Below are 18,224 nucleotides of genomic sequence, written 5' to 3'. Positions count from 1 at the left end.
CTAGTCGAGTGTGGCCTGCCCGGGTGCAGCCTGCCACAACCTTGCCGAGTTGCCCGGCGTGTCGGGCACGGGCCCGGGACCGCCGTTATGGCACGGTTACCTGTTCGCAACGCTAAGTGACCAACTCCGTCACCCTGTGCAACTAGCCCCCTCCCGGCGGTCCTGGCTGGCCGCGGGCACCCTGGTGGGAGACCGGACCCAGGGCTCGCAACAGTACTCCATTCGGACCACGTGCGTGGATTGGCGCGCCGCCCAACTTCTGGCAAGGGCTGCGACTTGGCCCTCCGCAACCGGTTTTCCCGATCATGAACGTGGCGAACTTCACGGAATCGCCAGAAACGGAACTAATGGTTTCGTCCCTACGTCCCCTTCTCGTGCAGCCGGTCGGCTCCTGTCGGCCACGTACGGGAAAGGCAGGCAAGGTCCGGGTATGCGTGAGACACCCGATACGGGGCGGAAGCGGATCGATCTGAACGTCCCCCAGGTCGCGGGCAGCGCCCTGGCGGCGGTCGTGGCAGCCAAGATGGCTTCGTACTTCGGGGTGTACGGCACGATCCTCGGCGCAGGCGTCGTCAGCGTCGTCGCCACCTGCGGCGGCTCGGTCTTCCAGCACTTCTTCAAGCGGACCGGGGAGCAGCTGCGGGAGAAGACCGCCGTGACGGCCCCGCCGAGGGGACAAACGCCCGTGCCGCCGGGCGAGTTCACCGAGGGCACCGTCCATCGCGCGCGGGTGAGGGGCCGGCGCCGCCCGCTGGTCGCAGCGGCCCTGGTCTTCGGGGTCACCATGGCCGGCATCACGGCGTACGAGCTGGTGTCCGGCGGCAGCTTCAGCGGCGGCGGAGGGACGACGGTCAGCGACGCCGTCGCCGGCCGGGGCTCCTCCGGCGCCAAGTCCGACGACCGGCGCGCCCCTTCGGACACCCCGTCCTCCGAGGACACCCCGTCCACCGGCGGCGGTACGGCCCCCGGTGGCGGCACGGCCCCCGGCACCTCCCCGGCGCCCGGCGGCTCCCCGAGCGGGGAGCCGAGCAGCGACCCGGGCGCGGACGGCGACGGGGGGAAGAGCAGGGAGCCGAGCAGCGACCCGGGCGGGGACGGCGGCGGGGGGAAGAGCAGGGAGCCGAGCGGCGGCCCGGCCACCCCGGCCCCCACCCCCGGTGCGCCGAGCGCGTCCGCCACGGCGCCTACGCCCCCAGCACCCTCCGCAAGTAGTCGTTCAGGAACAGCCGATCCGGGTCGAGACGATCCCGCAGCGCCGTGAACTCGCCGAAGCGCGGATACACCCGGGAGAAGTACTCCGCGTCCCGCGTGTGCACCTTGCCCCAGTGCGGACGTCCCTCGTGCGCGGTGAAGATGCGCTCGGCGGCGGTGAAGTACGCCTGGTACGGCGTGCCCCGGAACATGTGCACGGCGATGTAGGCACTGTCCCGGCCGGACGCGGTGGACAGCGTGATGTCGTCGGCCGGGGCGGTGCGCACCTCGACCGGGAAGCTGATCCGCAGGTCCGAGCGGTCGACCATGGTCCGCAGCTCGCGCAGCACCGTTACCAGGGCCGCGCGCGGGACGGCGTACTCCATCTCCACGAAACGCACCCGGCGCGGCGAGGTGAAGACCTTGTAGGGGATGTCCGTGTACGTCCGCGCGGAGAGGGCCTTGCTGGAGATCCGCGCGATCGCCGGGATCGACGCCGGGACCGCGCGGCCGGCCCACTGGGCCACCTGGAAGACGCCGTTGGAGAGGAATTCGTCCTCGAACCAGCCGGCCACCCGTCCCACCGGCTGTTCGGGGCCGGCGCTGCGGTTGTTCCGCTTGGTGTTGGTGTTGCCGGTGTGCGGGAACCAGTAGAACTCGAAGTGCTCGTTCTCCGCCCACAGCTGGTCGAACTCGGCGACGACCCGCTCGAAGGGCATGGGTTCCTCGCGCGCCGTGAGCAGGAAGAGCGGCTCCACGGCGAACGTGATCGCGGTGACGACGCCCAGGGCTCCGAGGCCGATCCGGGCCGCGGCGAAGACCTCCGGGTTCTCCTTCTCGGAGCAGGTGAGCACCGAGCCGTCGGCCGTGACGAGTTCGAGCCCCTTGATCTGGGCGGCGATGGAGCCCGACAGGCGGCCCGTGCCGTGCGTCCCGGTGCTGGTGGCCCCGGAGACGGTCTGCTCCATGATGTCGCCCATGTTGGTGAGCGACAGCCCCTCGCGCGCGAGAGCCGCGTTGAGCCTCTTGAGCGGGGTGCCCGCCTCCACCGTGACCGTCATGGAGTCCCGGTCGACGGCGCGTATGCCCGTCAACAGGTGAGGACGTATCAGCACACCGTCGGTGGCGGCGATCGAGGTGAAGGAGTGCCCGGTCCCGACCGCCTTGACCTTCAGGCCGTCCTCCCGGGCCCGCCGCACCGCGGCGGCCAGCTCCTCCACCGAGGCCGGCTCGACCTGCCGGGCGGGCCGGGCCGCGACATTGCCTCCCCAGTTACGCCAGGTGCCGTTCTTCCCGCTCGCCGTGCTGCTCAACGGTGCCTCCCCGACCCGCGGCCGGCCTGCGCAGCCGGCGGTACCCGAGGAAACCGACCGCGATCGCGACGGCCCCGGACACGGCCGGAACCCCGTACCCGGCCCGCGCCCCGGCCGCGTCGATCACCCAGCCGGCCACGGAGGAGCCGACCGCGATGCCGACGGCGAGGCCGGTGCTCACCCAGGTCATGCCCTCGGTGAGCCGCGCGCGCGGTACGTGCTCTTCGATGAGGGACATCGTCGTGATCATCGTCGGCGCGATGGACAGCCCCGCTACGAACAGCGCCACGGCCAGAAGCGGCAGGTTTCCGACCAGTAGGAGGGGGATCATACTCACGGCCATCGCCGCCACGCCCAGCAGCCAGCGTCGTTCCGGCGCCCCGCGGAAGCGCAGCAGTCCGAAGACCACGCCCGCCACGCAGGAACCGGCCGCGTACAGCGCGAGGACCACGCTCGCGGCGCCCTTGTGACCGCGCTCGTCGGCGAAGGCGACGGTGACCACGTCCACGGCCCCGAAGATCGCGCCGGTCGCCACGAAGGTCGCCACCAGCACCCGGAGCCCCGTCGAGCGCAGGGCGCTGCCGCCGCCGTGCTTCCCGCGCGGGTGCGGCTCCGGCTCGGTGGCGCGCTGGGCGGTCAGCGAGAAGACGCCGGCGGCCAGGAAGCAGGCGGCCAGCAGGGGGCCCGCCTCCGGGAACCAGATGGTGGACAGGCCGATGGAGATGATCGGCCCGAAGATGAAGCAGACCTCGTCCACGACCGACTCGAACGAGTAGGCGGTGTGCAGCTTCGGGGTGCCCCGGTACAGCGCCGCCCAGCGGGCCCGGATCATCGCGCCCAGGCTCGGCACCGCCCCGATCCCGGCCGCGCACAGGAACAACACCCAGTCCGGCCCGCGCAGGTGGGCGGCGAGCAGCAGCCCGGCCGCCGCGGCCAGGGCCACCAGGGTCGCGGGGCGCAGCACCCGGCGCTGCCCGTGCTGGTCCACCAGCCGGGAGATCCGCGGCCCGATCGCGGCCGCGGACAGTGCCATGGTGGCCGACAGGCCGCCCGCGAGACCGTACCGGCCGGTGAGCTGGGAGACCATCGTGACCACGCCGATGCCCATCATCGACAGCGGCATCCGGCCGAGGAACCCCGCGGCGGAGAAGGCCTTGGTGCCGGGCTCGGCGAACAGGGCTCTGTAGGGGCTGGGCACGCGGGTCTCCGTAAGGCGTGAAGAAGGGAGCAACAGCTTACGGGTTAGGACACCCTAAGTCTCGCGGATCATCCGTCAGGGACTTATCCCGCCAAACCATGTCAACCCGACTCTCCACCCCGCTGTTTCCCCGCTGTCAGTGCCGGGTGGCAGGATCGACTCATGCCAGACGCGCTCGATGCCACCCCGTACGACGCCCTGCTCCTGCTCTCCTTCGGCGGCCCCGAAGGCCCGGACGACGTGGTCCCCTTCCTGGAGAACGTCACGCGCGGGCGCGGCATCCCGAAGGAACGCCTCAAGGAAGTCGGGCAGCACTACTTCCTGTTCGGCGGGGTCAGCCCCATCAACGACCAGAACCGTGCCCTCCTGGAAGCCCTGCGCGAGGACTTCGCCGGCCACGGTCTCGACCTGCCGGTCTACTGGGGCAACCGCAACTGGGCGCCGTATCTGACGGACACCCTGCGCGAGATGGTCGCCGACGGCCACCGCCGCGTGCTCGTCCTCGCCACCAGCGCCTACGCCTCCTACTCGGGCTGCCGCCAGTACCGGGAGAACCTCGCCGACGCGCTGGCCGCCCTGGAGGCCGAGGGCCTGGAGCCGCCCAAAATCGACAAGCTGCGGCACTACTTCAACCACCCCGGCTTCGTCGAGCCCATGACCGACGGCGTGCTGCGCGCCCTGGAGGACCTCCCCGAGGACGTCCGGGCGGGCGCCCACATCGCCTTCACCACCCACTCCATCCCCACCTCCGCCGCCGACACCTCCGGCCCGGCCGAGGCCCACGGCGAGGGCGGTGCCTACGTCGAGCAGCACCTGGACGTGGCCCAGCTGATCGCCGACGCGGTCCGCGAGCGCACCGGCGTCGACCACCCCTGGCGGCTCGTCTACCAGTCCCGTTCCGGCGCACCGCACATCCCCTGGCTGGAGCCCGACATCTGCGACCACCTCCAGGAACGGCACGCCGCCGGCGTCCCGGCCGTGGTCATGGCCCCGATCGGCTTCGTCTCCGACCACATGGAGGTCCTCTACGACCTCGACACCGAGGCGAAGGCCAAGGCCGAGGAGCTGGGCCTGCCGGTGCGCCGCTCGGCCACCGTGGGCGCCGACCCGCGCTTCGCCGCGGCCGTCCGCGAGCTGATCCTGGAGCGGGCCGCCGTGGAGCGCGGCGAGCAGATCACCCCCTGCGCTCTCGGCGCGCTCGGACCGAGCCACCACCTGTGCCCGGTCGGCTGCTGCCCGGCCCGCGCCCCCCGCCCCGCCGCCGCGGGCGCCGACAGCCCCTACGCGTGAGGAGACCCGTGACCGACGCCCTGCACCGGGACCTGCTCGCACTCGCCCAGGAGGCCGCCCGCCGCGCCGGCGAACTGCTGCGCGACGGCCGCCCCGCCGACCTGGCCGTGTCGAGGACCAAGTCCAGCCCCATCGACGTCGTCACCGAGATGGACATCGCCGCGGAGAAGCTGATCACCGATCTGATCTCCGGGCAGCGCCCCGAGGACGGCTTCCTCGGCGAGGAGGGCGCCTCCGTCGAGGGAACGAGCGGCGTCCGCTGGGTGATCGACCCGCTCGACGGCACCGTCAACTACCTGTACGGCCTGCCGACGTGGGCCGTGTCCATCGCGGCCGAGCAGGACGGCGAGACCGTCGTCGGGGTCGTCGCGGCCCCGATGCGCGGCGAGACCTACCACGCCGTGCGCGGCGGCGGGGCGTGGGCCGGCGGCGCCTGGGAGGGCGAGCGTGCGCTCGCCTGCCGCCCCGCGCCCCCGCTGGACCAGGCCCTGGTCTCCACCGGGTTCAACTACGTCACCGAGGTCCGCACCCACCAGGCCGAGGTCGCCGCCCGGCTCGTCCCGCTGCTGAGGGACATCCGGCGCAGCGGCTCCGCGGCGGTCGACCTGTGCGATGTGGCCGCCGGCCGGCTCGACGGGTACTACGAGCGGGGGCTCAACGCGTGGGACTACGGGGCGGGTGACCTGATCGCCCGGGAAGCGGGCGCGCTGACCGGTGGACGGCCCGGAGAGCGGCCGTCAAGGGAGCTGACCGTCGCCGGGTCGCCGGGGGTGTTCGAGCCGCTCCAGCGGCTGCTGGAGGACTTCGGCGCCTGGCACGACTGAGCCCGGGGAGCACGCACGTCGAGGCCGGAAGCCCGCACGCCGAGCCCGTGGGGCATGCGCACCGGCCCCACGGGCATGCACGCCGATCACAGGGGTACACACGCGAAGGGACCCCGGCGCTGGATTCGCCGGGGTCCCTCGTCGCGCTTTCGGGCCGATCAGACGCGTGACGCGCCGACCTCCACACCGTGTTCGGCGGCGAGGCGTCGCAGGTCGTCGAGCTCTGCCTGCTCCACCTCGACGAGGAAGTCGTCGCCCTCGTCACGAGCCCGCGACAGGTCGGACTCGGTCGCCCTTATGCGCTGCAGAAGTCCTGCGGTGAAAGCGTCCATGCTGCGCCCCCTCGTCCTGGGTCGTGGGTCGGTGGCACGGATGTGCCGTAGGGAAGGGGCGATCACGTCTCTCGCGGGTGCCCAGCGCTGCCCTGCCGGGCGGCGACGGTGCCGGACATCCGCGTCCGCTCTGCGAAGCGGATGGAGCAGTACCGCATGGTGCTGCGGCACATGCAGAGCGTGATCGCGGGGTGTAAAGCCGTCCTCCCCCCGCTCCCTCCCGCGGAAACCTCAACCGGAGGAGAATTTCTCGTATTCCCGCCCCGGAACCCGCGTCCCCGTGGCCCGGACCCCGCCTTACAGCCGACTTATGGTCGAAAAGGGCAGGATGGGGGTCACACCTCACGGACACCCCTGCCCGCACGCGCTCACGGTGCGCTGCGCGGGTGGACACAGGAAGGACAAGGGACGTGCGCGTACTCGTCGTCGAGGACGAGCAACTGCTCGCCGATGCGGTGGCCACCGGACTGCGCCGGGAGGCCATGGCCGTCGACGTCGTGTACGACGGTGCGGCCGCCCTGGAGCGCATCGGCGTCAACGACTACGACGTGGTCGTCCTCGACCGCGACCTCCCGCTCGTGCACGGCGACGACGTCTGCCGCAAGATCGTGGAGCTGGGGATGCCCACGCGCGTGCTGATGCTCACCGCCTCCGGAGACGTCAGCGACCGCGTCGAGGGCCTGGAGATCGGCGCCGACGACTACCTGCCCAAGCCGTTCGCGTTCAGCGAGCTGATCGCGCGCGTCCGCGCCCTCGGCCGCCGGACCAGCGTGCCCCTGCCGCCGGTCCTGGAGCGCGCCGGCATCAAGCTCGACCCCAACCGGCGGGAGGTCTTCCGTGACGGCAAGGAGGTCCAGCTCGCGCCCAAGGAGTTCGCGGTGCTGGAGGTGCTGATGCGCAGCGAGGGCGCGGTCGTCTCCGCGGAGCAGCTGCTGGAGAAGGCCTGGGACGAGAACACCGACCCGTTCACCAACGTGGTGCGTGTGACGGTGATGACCCTGCGCCGCAAGCTGGGCGAGCCGCCCGTCATCGTCACCGTCCCCGGCTCCGGCTACCGGATCTGATCGCCGTGGCCACGACACCCACGACCCACGCGCCGCCCCAGGCGCCACCGAAGCCCACCTGGGACCCCAGGAGGCCGCAGGCCCCCTTCCCGTGGCTGCGTCCGACCATCCGCATACGGCTGACGCTGCTGTACGGCGGCATGTTCCTGATCGCCGGCATCCTGCTGCTGTCGATCATCTACCTGCTCGCCGCCCAGGCGATCAGCACCGGCAACCAGCCACTGTTCAAGATCGTCAGCGGGACCCAGATCCGGGTCTCCAGCGACAACTGCCCCGCGATCAACACCACCAGCCTGCCGCTGTCGGACTTCAACGACGCGATCTCCCACTGCGTGGACCAGCAGCGCCAGGGCGCCCTGGACAACCTGCTCAGCCGCTCCCTGCTGGCCCTGCTGGGCCTCGCCGTGATCGCCTTCGCGTTCGGGTACGCGATGGCCGGCCGCGTGCTCTCCCCGCTCGGCCGGATCACCCGCACCGCGCGCCAGGTGGCCGGCTCGGACCTGTCCCGCCGGATCGAGCTGGACGGCCCGGACGACGAGCTGAAGGAGCTGGCGGACACCTTCGACGACATGCTGGAGCGCCTGCAGCGGGCCTTCACGGCCCAGCAGCGCTTCGTCGGCAACGCCTCGCACGAGCTGCGCACCCCGCTCGCGATCAACCGCACGCTCCTGGAAGTGCACCTGTCGGATCCGAACGCGCCGGTGGAACTCCAGCAGCTCGGAAAGACCCTCCTCGCCACCAACGAGCGCAGCGAGCAGCTGGTCGAGGGGCTGCTGCTGCTCGCCCGCAGTGACAACCAGATCGTCGAGCGCAAACCGGTCGACCTGGCCGAGGTCGCCACGCAGGCCATCGACCAGGTGCACGCAGAGGCGGAGGCCAAGGGCGTCGGCATCCGCGGCGAGCGCACACCGGCCGTGGTGCAGGGCAACGGCGTGCTGCTGGAGCGGATCGCACTCAACCTGGTGCAGAACGCCGTACGGTACAACGTGCCGGAGGACGGCTGGGTGGAGGTCACCACCGACATCCAGCACGGGCAGGCGGTGCTGACGGTCACGAACACCGGGCCGGTGGTGCCGGCGTACGAGATCGACAACCTCTTCGAGCCGTTCCGGCGCTTGCGTACCGAGCGCACGGGCAGCGACAAGGGGGTGGGCCTCGGCCTTTCCATCGTCCGGTCCGTGGCCCGTGCGCACGGCGGCCACATCCTGGCCCAGCCCCGCGAGGGCGGCGGCCTGGTGATGCGCGTCACGCTGCCGTTGTGAGACGGGTCGGACACACGCGGAGATTGTTCGCTGTACGCGGAATTTTTCGGCGGCCGGATGGGCTTCTTCTTGTGTGATCGATCACATGGACGGATTTCCGGCCATGTACGCACGGTGATCATGACAGAAGCGGGAAAGCCGGGAAAGTCCTGGTTTTCAGGGCTCTTGATCACGGGAAGTACACGGTGAGGCGCCTTTGAGGTGCGGCATTCGAACCGTGTACGGTCCTCACCGCCATCCAAGCCGATCACTCTTGAGGGGTCGGGTTGGGTGTCGATTGAGTAACAGACCTTGATGTGAGGCAAAATCTCCGCCTCAGGTCGGGCACAAGTCCGGCCTCTCACGCGTTACGTGCGCTGGAGACACCGCAGACACCCAGAGGGGGAGAGCGATATGGCAACCGATTACGACACTCCACGCAAGACCGACGACGACGTCGACTCGGACAGCCTGGAAGAGCTGAAGGCCCGGCGGAACGACAAGTCCACCTCGGCGGTGGACGTCGACGAGTTCGAGGCCGCCGAGGGCCTCGAACTGCCCGGCGCCGACCTCTCGAACGAGGAGCTGGCCGTCCGTGTGCTGCCCAAGCAGCAGGACGAGTTCACCTGCATGAGCTGCTTCCTGGTCCACCACCGCAGCCAGCTGGCCCGGGAGAAGAACGGTCAGCCGATCTGCCGCGACTGCGACTGAGGACGGGTCGGCCGTGTCTGGCTCGACCCCTCCCTGGAAGCGCCGCTTCCTCCTCCGGAAAGCGGACAAAGGGCCCCTCGACGGCCCGTACGGCGCGCGTGACGACGGGCGGGGCTCCCCTGGAGCGGGAGCCCCGCCCGGACCGGAGGCCGACCGGGAGAACCCGCCCGCGTCGGCCCGGCATCCCGCACCCGTCGCCCGGCGCAGGGCGGCGGTGATGCGTGACAAGGCCCGGGAACTGACCCGGGAAGGCACCCGTAAGGGCGGCAGCCGGGCCCGCGCCGGGCTCGGGTACCTCGCGGACCGGATCATCGAGATCGCCCCGCGCGTCCCCGTACGCGACCTCGCGACCCTGCGCAGGCAGTTCCCCGGCCTCGGACCGGAGGAACTCGCCGACAAACTGGTGGCCGGCGCCGCCACCGGCACCTCGGCCGTAGGAGCGGGGGTCGGAGCGGCGGCGATGCTGCCGGTGCCGCCCGCCATGCCCACCGAGCTGGCCGCGGAGATCACCGGGGTCGCCGCGATCGAACTGAAACTGGTCGCCGAACTGCACGAGGTCTACGGCGTACGCCCGCCGGGCGGCCTCAAGACCCGTACCGCCGCGTATCTGTCCTCCTGGTCGGGGGAGCGCGGCATCGACGTGCTCAAGCCGTCGACGTACGACACGGCCCTGGGCGGCCGGATGAAGCGCGAACTGCGCCAGCGGATCATGAGGCGGACGGTCCGCGACCTGCCCCACCTGACGCCGTTCATGGTGGGAGCCGCGGTCGGGGCGGTCATGAACCGCCGGGACACGAAGAGACTCGCGGCCCATGTCCGGGCCGACCTGCGCAAACTCCAGGTGCCCTGGGACGAGCTGCCCGAGCTGCCGCCCCTGGAGAAGCCCGAGGAACCCCTGAGCCTGCGCGAACCGCCCGAAGGGCAGTAGCCGCCGGACGGGCTGCCGCCGCTCCGGACGCGCGCTTCGGGTGCCGCCCTAGGCCTGCGCCGTCCGCGCCGCCTCGATCGCCGCGGCCAGCTTCTCCGGCTCCCGCGTCGACAGGTACAGGTACGGCGTCGGGTCCTCGGGGTCCGTGACCTCGACCTTCAGCGCGGTCGGGATGTAGGCGCGCAGCAGCAGGAAGGCGCGGGTGTCGGCCTTGTACGTCCGCCAGGCGCGGGCCTCCTCCGCGTCCAGCACCTCGGCCGCGCCCAGTGCCGACACCGGGATCTTCGCCTCGCCCGCCACCAGGGAGTCACCCACGAGCCGGATGCGCGGGGAGCCGTAGGCACTGGCCACCACCGCCGCCGCGGCCGTACCGCCGACCAGGCCGCCGAGCAGCGGCAGAGTGCCGAAGGGCAGCAGGATCAGGGCGAACGAGACGCCCACCAGGAAGCTGACCAGCCACCACGAGCGGGGGGCGGTGAGGCGTTCTTCGTAGGGGGTGGCGGAAAGCTGCATGAAGCCAAGCTTGGCACGGGATCCGCATCGCCCCGACGCGCGGGTAAGGTCTGCGGCTGTGAGAGGTAGTTCCGCAGCTCTTCAGCCCCCCGCCGACGCGGCGAAACCGGTACGGCACCCCGACGCGCCCGCACCCGGGGAGCTCCTCGGCGCCCACTACGAACACTGTTTCGGGTGCGGCCCCGGGCAGTCGCACGGACTGCACCTGGAGGTCCGCGCCGGCGAGGGTGTCTCGCTGACCGCCGAGTTCACCGTGCAGCCCGCCCACCAGGGCGCCCCCGGCCTCGCCCACGGCGGAGTGCTGGCCACCGCCCTGGACGAGACGCTCGGCTCGCTGAACTGGCTGTTGCGGACCATCGCCGTCACGGGACGGCTGGAGACGGACTACGTACGGCCCGTGCCCGTCGGCACCACGCTGTACCTGGAGGCCGAGGTCACCGCCGTCGCCGGGCGGAAGATCTACTCCACCGCCACCGGGCGCATCGGCGGCCCCGGCGGCCCGGTCGCCGTCCGCGCCGACGCCCTCTTCATCGAGGTCAAGGTCGATCACTTCGTCGACCACGGCCGCGCCGAGGAGATCCAGGCCGCCATGAACGACCCGGACCAGATCCGGCGCGCCCGCGCCTTCGAGGTGAACCCGTGAGCCGAGACCCCCTGAACGTGCTGATCCGGCGCGTCGATCCGGACGTACCGCTTCCGGCGTACGAGCACCCCGGCGACGCCGGCGCCGATCTGCGCACCACCGAGGCCTGCGAGCTGAAGCCCGGCGAGCGGGCCGTCCTGCCCACGGGGGTGTCGATCGCCCTGCCCGAGGGGTACGCGGCCTTCGTGCATCCGCGCTCCGGTCTCGCCGCCCGCTGCGGTGTCGCCCTCGTGAATGCCCCGGGGACGGTTGATGCCGGGTACCGTGGGGAGATCAAGGTGATCGTGGTGAATCTCGACCCGCGCGAGAGCGTGCGGTTCGAGCGCTTCGACCGGATCGCCCAACTGGTCGTCCAGCAGGTCGAGAAGGTCCGCTTCCAGGAGGTCGCGGAGCTTCCCGGCTCGGCGCGGGCCGAGGGGGGCTTCGGGTCCACCGGTGGCCATGCCGCGGTGGGCGGCGGGAGCGGCACAATCGGTCAGGCCGCCAAGGGCGGTCCGACGGGTGGGAATCGATACGCTTCGGTCGTATCCGACCGGGAAGGACAGTGACGTGTTCGGACGTCGCAAGAAGAAGGGTGCCGCGGAGGACGCGGCCGGCGAGGCCGAGCAGGTCGTCGACAGCGTCGACACCGAGGCGGACGAGGAGGAGGCCGAGCGCGAGCGCGTCCGGCTGGAGCCCGGGCCCCGGCCCGACGGACCGTGGGACGGCAGCGAGGTGCGCGACCCGGCCGAGGGCCGGGTGGACCTCGGCGGTCTGTTCGTTCCGGGCGTCGACGGCATGGAGCTGCGGGTCGAGGTCGCCGGTGACGCCATCGTCGCCGCGACCGTCGTGCTGCGCGACAGCGCCATCCAGCTCCAGGCCTTCGCCGCGCCCAAGCGCGAGGGCATCTGGGGCGAGGTACGCGAGGAGATCGCGTCCGGCATCACCCAGCAGGGTGGCATCGTCGACGAGGTCGAGGGCCCGCTTGGCTGGGAGCTGCGCGCCCAGGTGCCGGTGCAGCTGCCGGACGGCACCGGTGGCTTCCAGGTCGTACGGTTCGTCGGCGTGGACGGCCCGCGCTGGTTCCTGCGCGGTGTGATCTCCGGCCAGGGCGCGGTGCAGCCGCAGGCCGCCGGACTGCTGGAGCAGATCTTCCGGGACACCGTGGTGGTCCGCGGTGAGGGGCCGATGGCTCCGCGCGACCCGATCGTCCTGAAGCTGCCCAACGACGCGCAGATGGTCCCCGAGGGTGTCCAGCAGGAGGAGGGCTCGCGCTTCTCCGGGGGCATGGGGCAGCTGCAGCGGGGACCCGAGATCACCGAGGTCCGCTGACGGCTTTCAGCGGCGATGCACGGGCCGTGCCCCTCAGGGGTGCGGCCCGTTCTCTTGCGCGCGGCGCGCCGTCGGCGGTGCCCCGTGTCGCCGGGAGCGGTTCTGCCGTGGCCGCTCGCGCGGTTCCCCGCGCCCCTTACGGAGCGCGACCCCGACCGGTGATACTGATGCGCGGTCGTCTGGGGGAGGGGACATGAGTCACGTGGTCACCGAGACCATGGTGCGGGTCGAGGACGTGCACAAGTCGTACGGGCAGGGCGCCGCCGCCGTGCACGCCCTGCGCGGGGTGTCCTTCGAGGTGCCCCGGGGCGAACTCGTCGCGCTCAAGGGGCGCTCGGGGTCGGGCAAGACCACCCTGCTGAACATCGTCGGCGGACTCGACGTGCCCGACCGGGGGCGGGTGGAGGTCGAGGGGCGGGACCTCGCCCGGCTCGGGGAGAGCGAGCTGCTGCGGCTGCGGCGGGACCGGGTCGGGTTCGTCTTCCAGTCGTTCGGGCTGATCCCGATCCTCAGCGCCGCCGAGAACGTGGGCGTACCGCTGCGGCTGCGCCGGGCCGAGCCGCGGGAGCGGGAGGAGCGCGTCGAGCTGCTGCTGTCCCTCGTGGGGCTCGCCGGGCACGCGGCGCAGCGGCCGGGGGAGCTCTCCGGCGGCCAGCAGCAGCGGGTCGCCGTCGCCCGGGCCCTCGCCAACCGGCCGGCCCTGCTCATCGCCGACGAACCCACCGGCCAGCTCGACGCCGAGACCGGGCACGCCGTCATGGAGCTGCTGCGGGCCGTCGTCCACAGCGAGCGGGTCACCGCGCTGGTCGCCACGCACGACGCGACCCTGCTGGACGTGGCCGACCGGGTGCTGGAGCTGCGCGACGGGGAGATCACCGAGCACTGAGCCCCTGTTCGTCCGCGCTGGTCGTCAGGGTTGCGTCAAAGTTGCCGGCCGCCGGCTCCCCGCGCCCCGTTCGCCGTGATGGCTGGCCATAGGGTCGACGCTGCGTAGGCGACAGGCACGGGAAGACAATGGGGCCATGGCACGCGGCAAGCTTCGGATCTACCTCGGCGCGGCGCCGGGCGTGGGCAAGACCTACGCCATGCTCGCCGAGGCGCACCGCCGGATCGAGCGGGGCACCGACTGCGTCGTCGCGTTCGTGGAGCACCACGGCCGGCCGCGCACCGAGGCGCTGCTGCACGGCCTGGAGCAGGTGCCGCGCAGACGGCTGGAGCACCGGGGCGCCGTCTTCGGCGAGATGGACGTCGACGCCGTACTGCGCCGGGCGCCCGCCGTCGCCCTCGTGGACGAACTCGCCCACACCAACGCCCCCGGCTCCCGCAACGCCAGGCGCTGGCAGGACGTGGAGGAGCTGCTCGCCGCCGGCGTCGACGTCGTCTCCACCGTCAACATCCAGCACCTGGAGTCACTCGGCGACGTGGTCGAGTCCATCACCGGGGTGCGGCAGCGGGAGACCGTCCCGGACGAGGTCGTACGGCGGGCCGACCAGATCGAGCTGGTCGACATGTCCCCGCAGGCCCTGCGCCGCCGCATGGCGCACGGCAACATCTACCAGCCGGACAAGGTCGACGCGGCCCTGTCGAACTACTTCCGCCCCGGCAACCTCACGGCCCTGCGCGAGCTGGCGCTGCTGTGGGTGGCCGACCGGGTTGACGAGTACCTGAACGAGTACCGCAGCGAGCACCGGGTCTCGAGGATATGGGGCTCCCGGGAGCGGATCGTGGTGGGTCTGACCGGCGGCCCCGAGGGGCGCACCCTGATCCGGCGCGCCGTGCGGCTCGCGGAGAAGGGCGCGGGCGGCGAGGTCCTCGCCGTGTACATCGCCCGCAGCGACGGGCTGACCTCGGCCTCCCCGAAGGAACTGGCCGTCCAGCGCACCCTTGTCGAGGACCTCGGCGGCACCTTCCACCACGTCGTCGGCGACGACATCCCGGCCGCCCTGCTCGACTTCGCGCGCGGGGTGAACGCCACCCAGATCGTGCTCGGCTCCTCGCGCCGCAAGGCCTGGCAGTACGTCTTCGGGCCCGGCGTCGGCGCCACGGTGGCCCGGGACTCCGGCCCCGACCTGGACGTGCACATCGTCACCCACGAGGAGGTCGCCAAGGGCCGGGGCCTGCCCGTCGCCCGCGGCGGCCGGCTCGGGCGGGCCCGGATCGTCTGGGGCTGGGCGGTGGGCCTCGTCGTCCCGGCGGTCCTCGCGGTGCTGCTGAACACCGTCGACCTCGGCCTCGCCAACGACATGCTGCTGTTCCTGGCCGTCACCGTCGCCGCGGCCCTGCTCGGCGGTCTGCTGCCCGCGCTGGCCTCGGCGGCCTTCGGCTCGCTGCTGCTGAACTACTTCTACACCCCGCCGCTGCACCGGCTGACCGTCGCCGACCCCAGGAACATCGTCGCCATCGCGATCTTCTTCGGGGTCGGCATGTCGGTCGCCTCGGTGGTCGACCTCGCCGCCCGGCGCACACACCAGGCCGCCCGGCTGCGCGCCGAGTCCGGGATCCTCTCCTTCCTCGCCGGGAACGTGCTGCGCGGCGAGACCAGCCTGGAGGAACTGCTGGAACGGGTCCGTGAGACCTTCGCCCTGGAATCCGCCGCCCTGCTGGAACGCGAGAGCGACGTGGCGCCCTGGACCTGCGCGGGCCGCGCCGGCGTCGGGCCGCCGCTGGAGCGCCCCGAGGACGCCGACGTCGACATGCCGGTCGGCGACCACATGGCGCTCGCGCTCACCGGCCGGGTGCTGCCCGCCGCCGACCGCCGGGTGCTGGCCGCCTTCGCCGCCCAGGCCGTCGTCGTCCTGGACCGCCGGCGCCTGCGGGAGGAGGCCGACCGGGCCCGCACGCTCGCCGAGGGCAACCGCATCCGCACCGCCCTGCTGGCCGCCGTCAGCCACGACCTGCGCACCCCCCTGGCCGGCATCAAGGCCGCCGTGTCGTCCCTGCGCTCCGACGACGTCGCCTGGTCCGAGGAGGACGAGGCCGAGCTGCTGGAGGGCATCGAGGAGGGCGCCGACCGGCTCGACCACCTCGTGGGCAACCTCCTGGACATGTCCCGGCTGCAGACCGGCACGGTCACACCGCTCATCCGCGAGATCGACGTCGACGAGGTCGTCCCGATGGCCCTCGGCGGCGTACCCGAGGACAGCGTCGAACTGGACGTGCCCGAGACGCTGCCGATGGTCGCCGTCGACCCCGGGCTGCTGGAGCGGTCGGTGGCCAACCTGGTGGAGAACGCCGTCAAGTACAGCCCGCGCGGGCGGCGCGTCCTGGTGGCCGCGAGCGCCATCGCCGACCGGGTGGAGGTGCGCGTGGTGGACCGCGGCCCGGGCGTGCCGGACGAGGCGAAGGACCGTATCTTCGAGCCCTTCCAGCGGTACGGTGACGCTCCGCGCGGCGCCGGCGTCGGGCTCGGTCTCGCCGTCGCCCGGGGGTTCGCCGAGGCCATGGGCGGCACCCTCGACGCCGAGGACACGCCGGGCGGCGGGCTCACCATGGTGCTCAGCCTCCGCGCGGCCGGACCGCGCCCCGAGCCGCTCCCCGCCGGGGAGTCCCGTACCGAACCGGAAAGGCAGGCCGCCCCATGACCCGGGTGCTCGTGGTCGACGACGAGCCGCAGATCGTGCGCGCCCTCGTGATCAACCTCAAGGCGCGCAAGTACGAGGTCGACGCCGCCCCCGACGGCCGGACCGCACTCGACACGGCCGCCTCCCGCCACCCCGACGTGGTCGTCCTCGACCTGGGCCTGCCCGACATGGACGGCGTCGAGGTGATCAGGGGCCTGCGCGGCTGGACCCGGGTGCCGATCCTGGTGCTGTCCGCCCGGCACTCCTCGGACGAGAAGGTCGAGGCGCTGGACGCGGGCGCCGACGACTACGTGACCAAGCCGTTCGGCATGGACGAGCTGCTGGCCCGGCTGCGGGCCGCCGTCCGCCGGGCCGAGCCGGTCGGGCCGGGCGAGGACGACCTGACGACCGTCGAGACCGAGGGTTTCACCGTCGACCTCGCCGCAAAGAAGGTCAACCGCGGCGGCAAGGACGTCCGGCTCACCCCCACCGAGTGGCACCTGCTGGAGGTGCTGGTCCGCAACACCGGACGGCTGGTCGGCCAGAAGCAGCTGCTGCAGGAGGTGTGGGGGCCGTCGTACGGCACCGAGACGAACTACCTGCGGGTGTACATGGCCCAGCTGCGGCGGAAGCTCGAAGCGGACCCGTCGCACCCGAGGCACTTCGTCACGGAGCCGGGGATGGGGTACCGGTTCGAGAAGTAGGGCTGCCGTTCGGGGAAACGGGGCCGCGGCAGGCGAAGCGGGTCGGGGCCGCGGTCGCGGAAAGCAGGGCCGCGGTCGCGGAAGCAGCCGGAGGTGAGCGGGCTTACAGCCCTGTCGGCGCTCCCCGGTACGCTTCAGATATGACTGCTGTTCCTCGTTCCGAAAAGCCGGCCGGCCGGTTCCGGCGCATGCTCGACCGGCTCTCCTCGTCGCAGGAGGACCTGGAGTCCGAGGAGCTGCGCGAAGACGCCGAGACGGCCGGCTGCACGAAGATCGGCGACTGTCAGGACCGGCAGATCGTCACCGTAACTGGTACCTTGCGCACGGTCACCCTGCGCCCGCGCGCCGGAGTCCCGGCCCTGGAGGCGGAGCTGTTCGACGGTTCCGCCGCGCTGGACGTGGTGTGGCTCGGCAGGCGCTCCATCGTGGGCATAGAACCGGGGCGCAAGCTGCTCGCATCGGGCCGGATCTCGATGAGCCGGGGCCGCCGGGTGCTGTTCAATCCGAAATACGAACTGCGACCCCTCGGACGGGAGTAGCCGGTGACGTCCCTCGACAAGCCGACCCAAGACACCGACCAGACGACCGAGCCTCACGACGCCCGTGCGGTGACCGAGGCGGCGCTGTTCGAGGCGTTCGGCGGGGTCCGCGGCATGGTCGAGACGGTCCTGCCGGGCCTGCTCTTCGTCGCGATCTTCACGGTCAACAAGAACCTGCACATGGCGGCGATCTCCGCGCTGGCCCTGTCGCTGATCCTGGTCGTCGTCCGGCTGGCCATGAAGGACACCGTCAAGCACGCCTTCAGCGGTGTCTTCGGCGTGGCCTTCGGCGTGGTCTTCGCGATGTTCACCGGCAACGCCAAGGACTTCTACCTCCCCGGCATGCTCTACACGCTGGGCATGGCGCTGGCCTACATCGTCACCACCCTGGCCGGTGTGCCCCTGCTGGGTCTCATCCTCGGCCCGGTCTTCAAGGAGAACCTCTCCTGGCGGACCCGCAACCCGGGCCGCAAGAAGGCGTACGCCAAGGCCAGCTGGGCCTGGGGCCTGATCCTGCTCGCCAAGTGCGCGATCCTCTTCCCGCTGTACTGGTGGGCCGACACCACGCAGCTCGGCTGGGTCCTGGTCATCCTGAAGATCCCCCCGTTCCTGCTGGCGGTCTGGCTGACCTGGGTCTTCCTCGCGAAGGCGCCCGCGCCGATCGACGTGTTCGCGGAGATGGAGGCCGCCGAGAAGGCCGAGGAAGCCGCGAGGGCCGAGAGGGCCGAGAGGGCCGAGGCGGAGCTCAACGCGGCGCCGTCGGCCGCGGAGAGCGGCGAGACGACCGGGGGACGGCACCGCCGTCAGGCCTGAGCAGCCGTCGTACGGCGCGGAAGGGCGCCCTTGCCGGCAAGGGCGCCCT

Annotated in this window: 19 protein-coding genes; 15 read left to right on the top strand and 4 right to left on the bottom strand. The window is 72.0% G+C overall.

Going from position 1 to position 18,224, the window contains the following annotated elements; all coding sequences use genetic code 11:
* Positions 1-430 precede the first annotated feature (430 nt).
* Entirely contained in the window at positions 431-1,261 is an 831-nt protein-coding gene (locus tag ACZ7N4_RS16895) for a hypothetical protein (protein ID WP_471359059.1), read from the top strand.
* On the opposite strand, the gene ACZ7N4_RS16890 is transcribed toward ACZ7N4_RS16895, so the two are convergent.
* Positions 1,185-2,504: a D-arabinono-1,4-lactone oxidase gene (locus ACZ7N4_RS16890; RefSeq protein WP_471359057.1), complete on the bottom strand. Its 1,320-nt coding sequence runs from the start codon at positions 2,502-2,504 to the stop codon at positions 1,185-1,187. The two genes, ACZ7N4_RS16895 and ACZ7N4_RS16890, sit on opposite strands and share 77 nt — an antisense overlap.
* A complete protein-coding gene (locus ACZ7N4_RS16885; protein ID WP_471359055.1) occupies positions 2,464-3,702 on the bottom strand; it encodes an MFS transporter in 1,239 nt (412 codons plus the stop codon). Before ACZ7N4_RS16885 ends, ACZ7N4_RS16890 begins: the two co-directional genes overlap by 41 nt.
* Before the next feature lie 162 nt (positions 3,703-3,864).
* Here ACZ7N4_RS16885 and ACZ7N4_RS16880 point away from each other — a divergent pair, with 162 nt between their 5' ends.
* Together ACZ7N4_RS16880 and ACZ7N4_RS16875 are read left to right on the top strand one after the other, a co-directional pair.
* Entirely contained in the window at positions 3,865-4,992 is a 1,128-nt protein-coding gene (locus ACZ7N4_RS16880) for a ferrochelatase (RefSeq protein ID WP_471359053.1), read from the top strand.
* Between the two features lie 8 nt (positions 4,993-5,000).
* On the top strand, positions 5,001-5,816 hold the full coding sequence (locus tag ACZ7N4_RS16875) for an inositol monophosphatase family protein (protein WP_471359052.1): 816 nt from the start codon (positions 5,001-5,003) through the stop codon (positions 5,814-5,816).
* 158 nt (positions 5,817-5,974) lie between these two features.
* Here the strand turns inward: ACZ7N4_RS16875 and ACZ7N4_RS16870 are convergent, their stop codons facing one another.
* Positions 5,975-6,148, bottom strand: coding sequence for a hypothetical protein (locus ACZ7N4_RS16870; protein WP_023546087.1), 174 nt, complete (start codon positions 6,146-6,148; stop codon positions 5,975-5,977).
* Between the two features lie 410 nt (positions 6,149-6,558).
* On the opposite strand from ACZ7N4_RS16870, the gene ACZ7N4_RS16865 reads away from it, so the two are divergent.
* The 4 genes from ACZ7N4_RS16865 to ACZ7N4_RS16850 all read left to right on the top strand — a co-directional run bounded on the left by ACZ7N4_RS16865 (position 6,559) and on the right by ACZ7N4_RS16850 (position 10,092).
* On the top strand, positions 6,559-7,212 hold the full coding sequence (locus tag ACZ7N4_RS16865) for a response regulator transcription factor (RefSeq protein ID WP_003993508.1): 654 nt from the start codon (positions 6,559-6,561) through the stop codon (positions 7,210-7,212).
* 5 nt (positions 7,213-7,217) lie between these two features.
* Positions 7,218-8,474, top strand: coding sequence for a sensor histidine kinase (locus ACZ7N4_RS16860; protein WP_471359049.1), 1,257 nt, complete (start codon positions 7,218-7,220; stop codon positions 8,472-8,474).
* A gap of 393 nt (positions 8,475-8,867) precedes the next feature.
* Entirely contained in the window at positions 8,868-9,164 is a 297-nt protein-coding gene (locus tag ACZ7N4_RS16855; protein WP_005481602.1) for a DUF4193 domain-containing protein, read from the top strand.
* 13 nt (positions 9,165-9,177) lie between these two features.
* A complete protein-coding gene (locus ACZ7N4_RS16850) occupies positions 9,178-10,092 on the top strand; it encodes a hypothetical protein (RefSeq protein WP_471359047.1) in 915 nt (304 codons plus the stop codon).
* Positions 10,093-10,140: 48 nt separating this feature from the next.
* Here the strand turns inward: ACZ7N4_RS16850 and ACZ7N4_RS16845 are convergent, their stop codons facing one another.
* Positions 10,141-10,605, bottom strand: a complete 465-nt coding sequence (locus tag ACZ7N4_RS16845; protein WP_471359046.1) for a DUF3093 domain-containing protein — start codon at positions 10,603-10,605, stop codon at positions 10,141-10,143.
* Positions 10,606-10,663: 58 nt separating this feature from the next.
* Between ACZ7N4_RS16845 and ACZ7N4_RS16840 the strand changes: the two genes are divergently transcribed.
* The 8 genes from ACZ7N4_RS16840 to ACZ7N4_RS16805 all read left to right on the top strand — a co-directional run bounded on the left by ACZ7N4_RS16840 (position 10,664) and on the right by ACZ7N4_RS16805 (position 18,175).
* Entirely contained in the window at positions 10,664-11,248 is a 585-nt protein-coding gene (locus ACZ7N4_RS16840) for a PaaI family thioesterase (protein WP_471359044.1), read from the top strand.
* On the top strand, positions 11,245-11,796 hold the full coding sequence (gene dut, locus ACZ7N4_RS16835; protein WP_471359042.1) for a dUTP diphosphatase: 552 nt from the start codon (positions 11,245-11,247) through the stop codon (positions 11,794-11,796). The genes ACZ7N4_RS16840 and dut overlap by 4 nt, the downstream gene beginning before the upstream one ends.
* 1 nt (position 11,797) lies before the next feature.
* Positions 11,798-12,559 (top strand): DUF3710 domain-containing protein, encoded by a 762-nt coding sequence (locus ACZ7N4_RS16830; RefSeq protein ID WP_189814049.1) that lies wholly within the window; start codon positions 11,798-11,800, stop codon positions 12,557-12,559.
* 193 nt (positions 12,560-12,752) lie between these two features.
* Complete coding sequence (locus ACZ7N4_RS16825) at positions 12,753-13,445, top strand: ABC transporter ATP-binding protein (protein WP_471359039.1); 693 nt, start codon at positions 12,753-12,755, stop codon at positions 13,443-13,445.
* Positions 13,446-13,581: 136 nt separating this feature from the next.
* Positions 13,582-16,140, top strand: a complete 2,559-nt coding sequence (locus tag ACZ7N4_RS16820) for a sensor histidine kinase (protein ID WP_471359037.1) — start codon at positions 13,582-13,584, stop codon at positions 16,138-16,140.
* Positions 16,137-16,823, top strand: coding sequence for a response regulator (locus ACZ7N4_RS16815; RefSeq protein ID WP_471359036.1), 687 nt, complete (start codon positions 16,137-16,139; stop codon positions 16,821-16,823). The genes ACZ7N4_RS16820 and ACZ7N4_RS16815 overlap by 4 nt, the downstream gene beginning before the upstream one ends.
* A 140-nt stretch (positions 16,824-16,963) precedes the next feature.
* Entirely contained in the window at positions 16,964-17,362 is a 399-nt protein-coding gene (locus tag ACZ7N4_RS16810) for an OB-fold nucleic acid binding domain-containing protein (RefSeq protein WP_189305047.1), read from the top strand.
* A 3-nt stretch (positions 17,363-17,365) separates the two neighbouring features.
* On the top strand, positions 17,366-18,175 hold the full coding sequence (locus ACZ7N4_RS16805) for a DUF3159 domain-containing protein (RefSeq protein ID WP_471359034.1): 810 nt from the start codon (positions 17,366-17,368) through the stop codon (positions 18,173-18,175).
* The last annotated feature ends 49 nt before the right edge of the window (positions 18,176-18,224 follow it).

This window comes from Streptomyces sp. NPDC107654 (assembly GCF_055639035.1).
The sequence above is the reverse complement of the archived record's forward strand: the minus strand, read 5'-3'. Positions and strand labels throughout refer to the sequence as shown.

Coding starts and splice junctions, on each gene's coding strand:
- ACZ7N4_RS16815 (WP_471359036.1), top strand. CDS start 16,137: ATGACCCGGGTGCTCGTGGTCGACGACGAGCCGCAGATCGTGCGCGCC.
- ACZ7N4_RS16820 (WP_471359037.1), top strand. CDS start 13,582: ATGGCACGCGGCAAGCTTCGGATCTACCTCGGCGCGGCGCCGGGCGTG.
- ACZ7N4_RS16825 (WP_471359039.1), top strand. CDS start 12,753: ATGAGTCACGTGGTCACCGAGACCATGGTGCGGGTCGAGGACGTGCAC.
- ACZ7N4_RS16870 (WP_023546087.1), bottom strand. CDS start 6,148: ATGGACGCTTTCACCGCAGGACTTCTGCAGCGCATAAGGGCGACCGAG.
- ACZ7N4_RS16845 (WP_471359046.1), bottom strand. CDS start 10,605: ATGCAGCTTTCCGCCACCCCCTACGAAGAACGCCTCACCGCCCCCCGC.
- ACZ7N4_RS16855 (WP_005481602.1), top strand. CDS start 8,868: ATGGCAACCGATTACGACACTCCACGCAAGACCGACGACGACGTCGAC.
- ACZ7N4_RS16810 (WP_189305047.1), top strand. CDS start 16,964: ATGACTGCTGTTCCTCGTTCCGAAAAGCCGGCCGGCCGGTTCCGGCGC.
- ACZ7N4_RS16895 (WP_471359059.1), top strand. CDS start 431: ATGCGTGAGACACCCGATACGGGGCGGAAGCGGATCGATCTGAACGTC.
- ACZ7N4_RS16880 (WP_471359053.1), top strand. CDS start 3,865: ATGCCAGACGCGCTCGATGCCACCCCGTACGACGCCCTGCTCCTGCTC.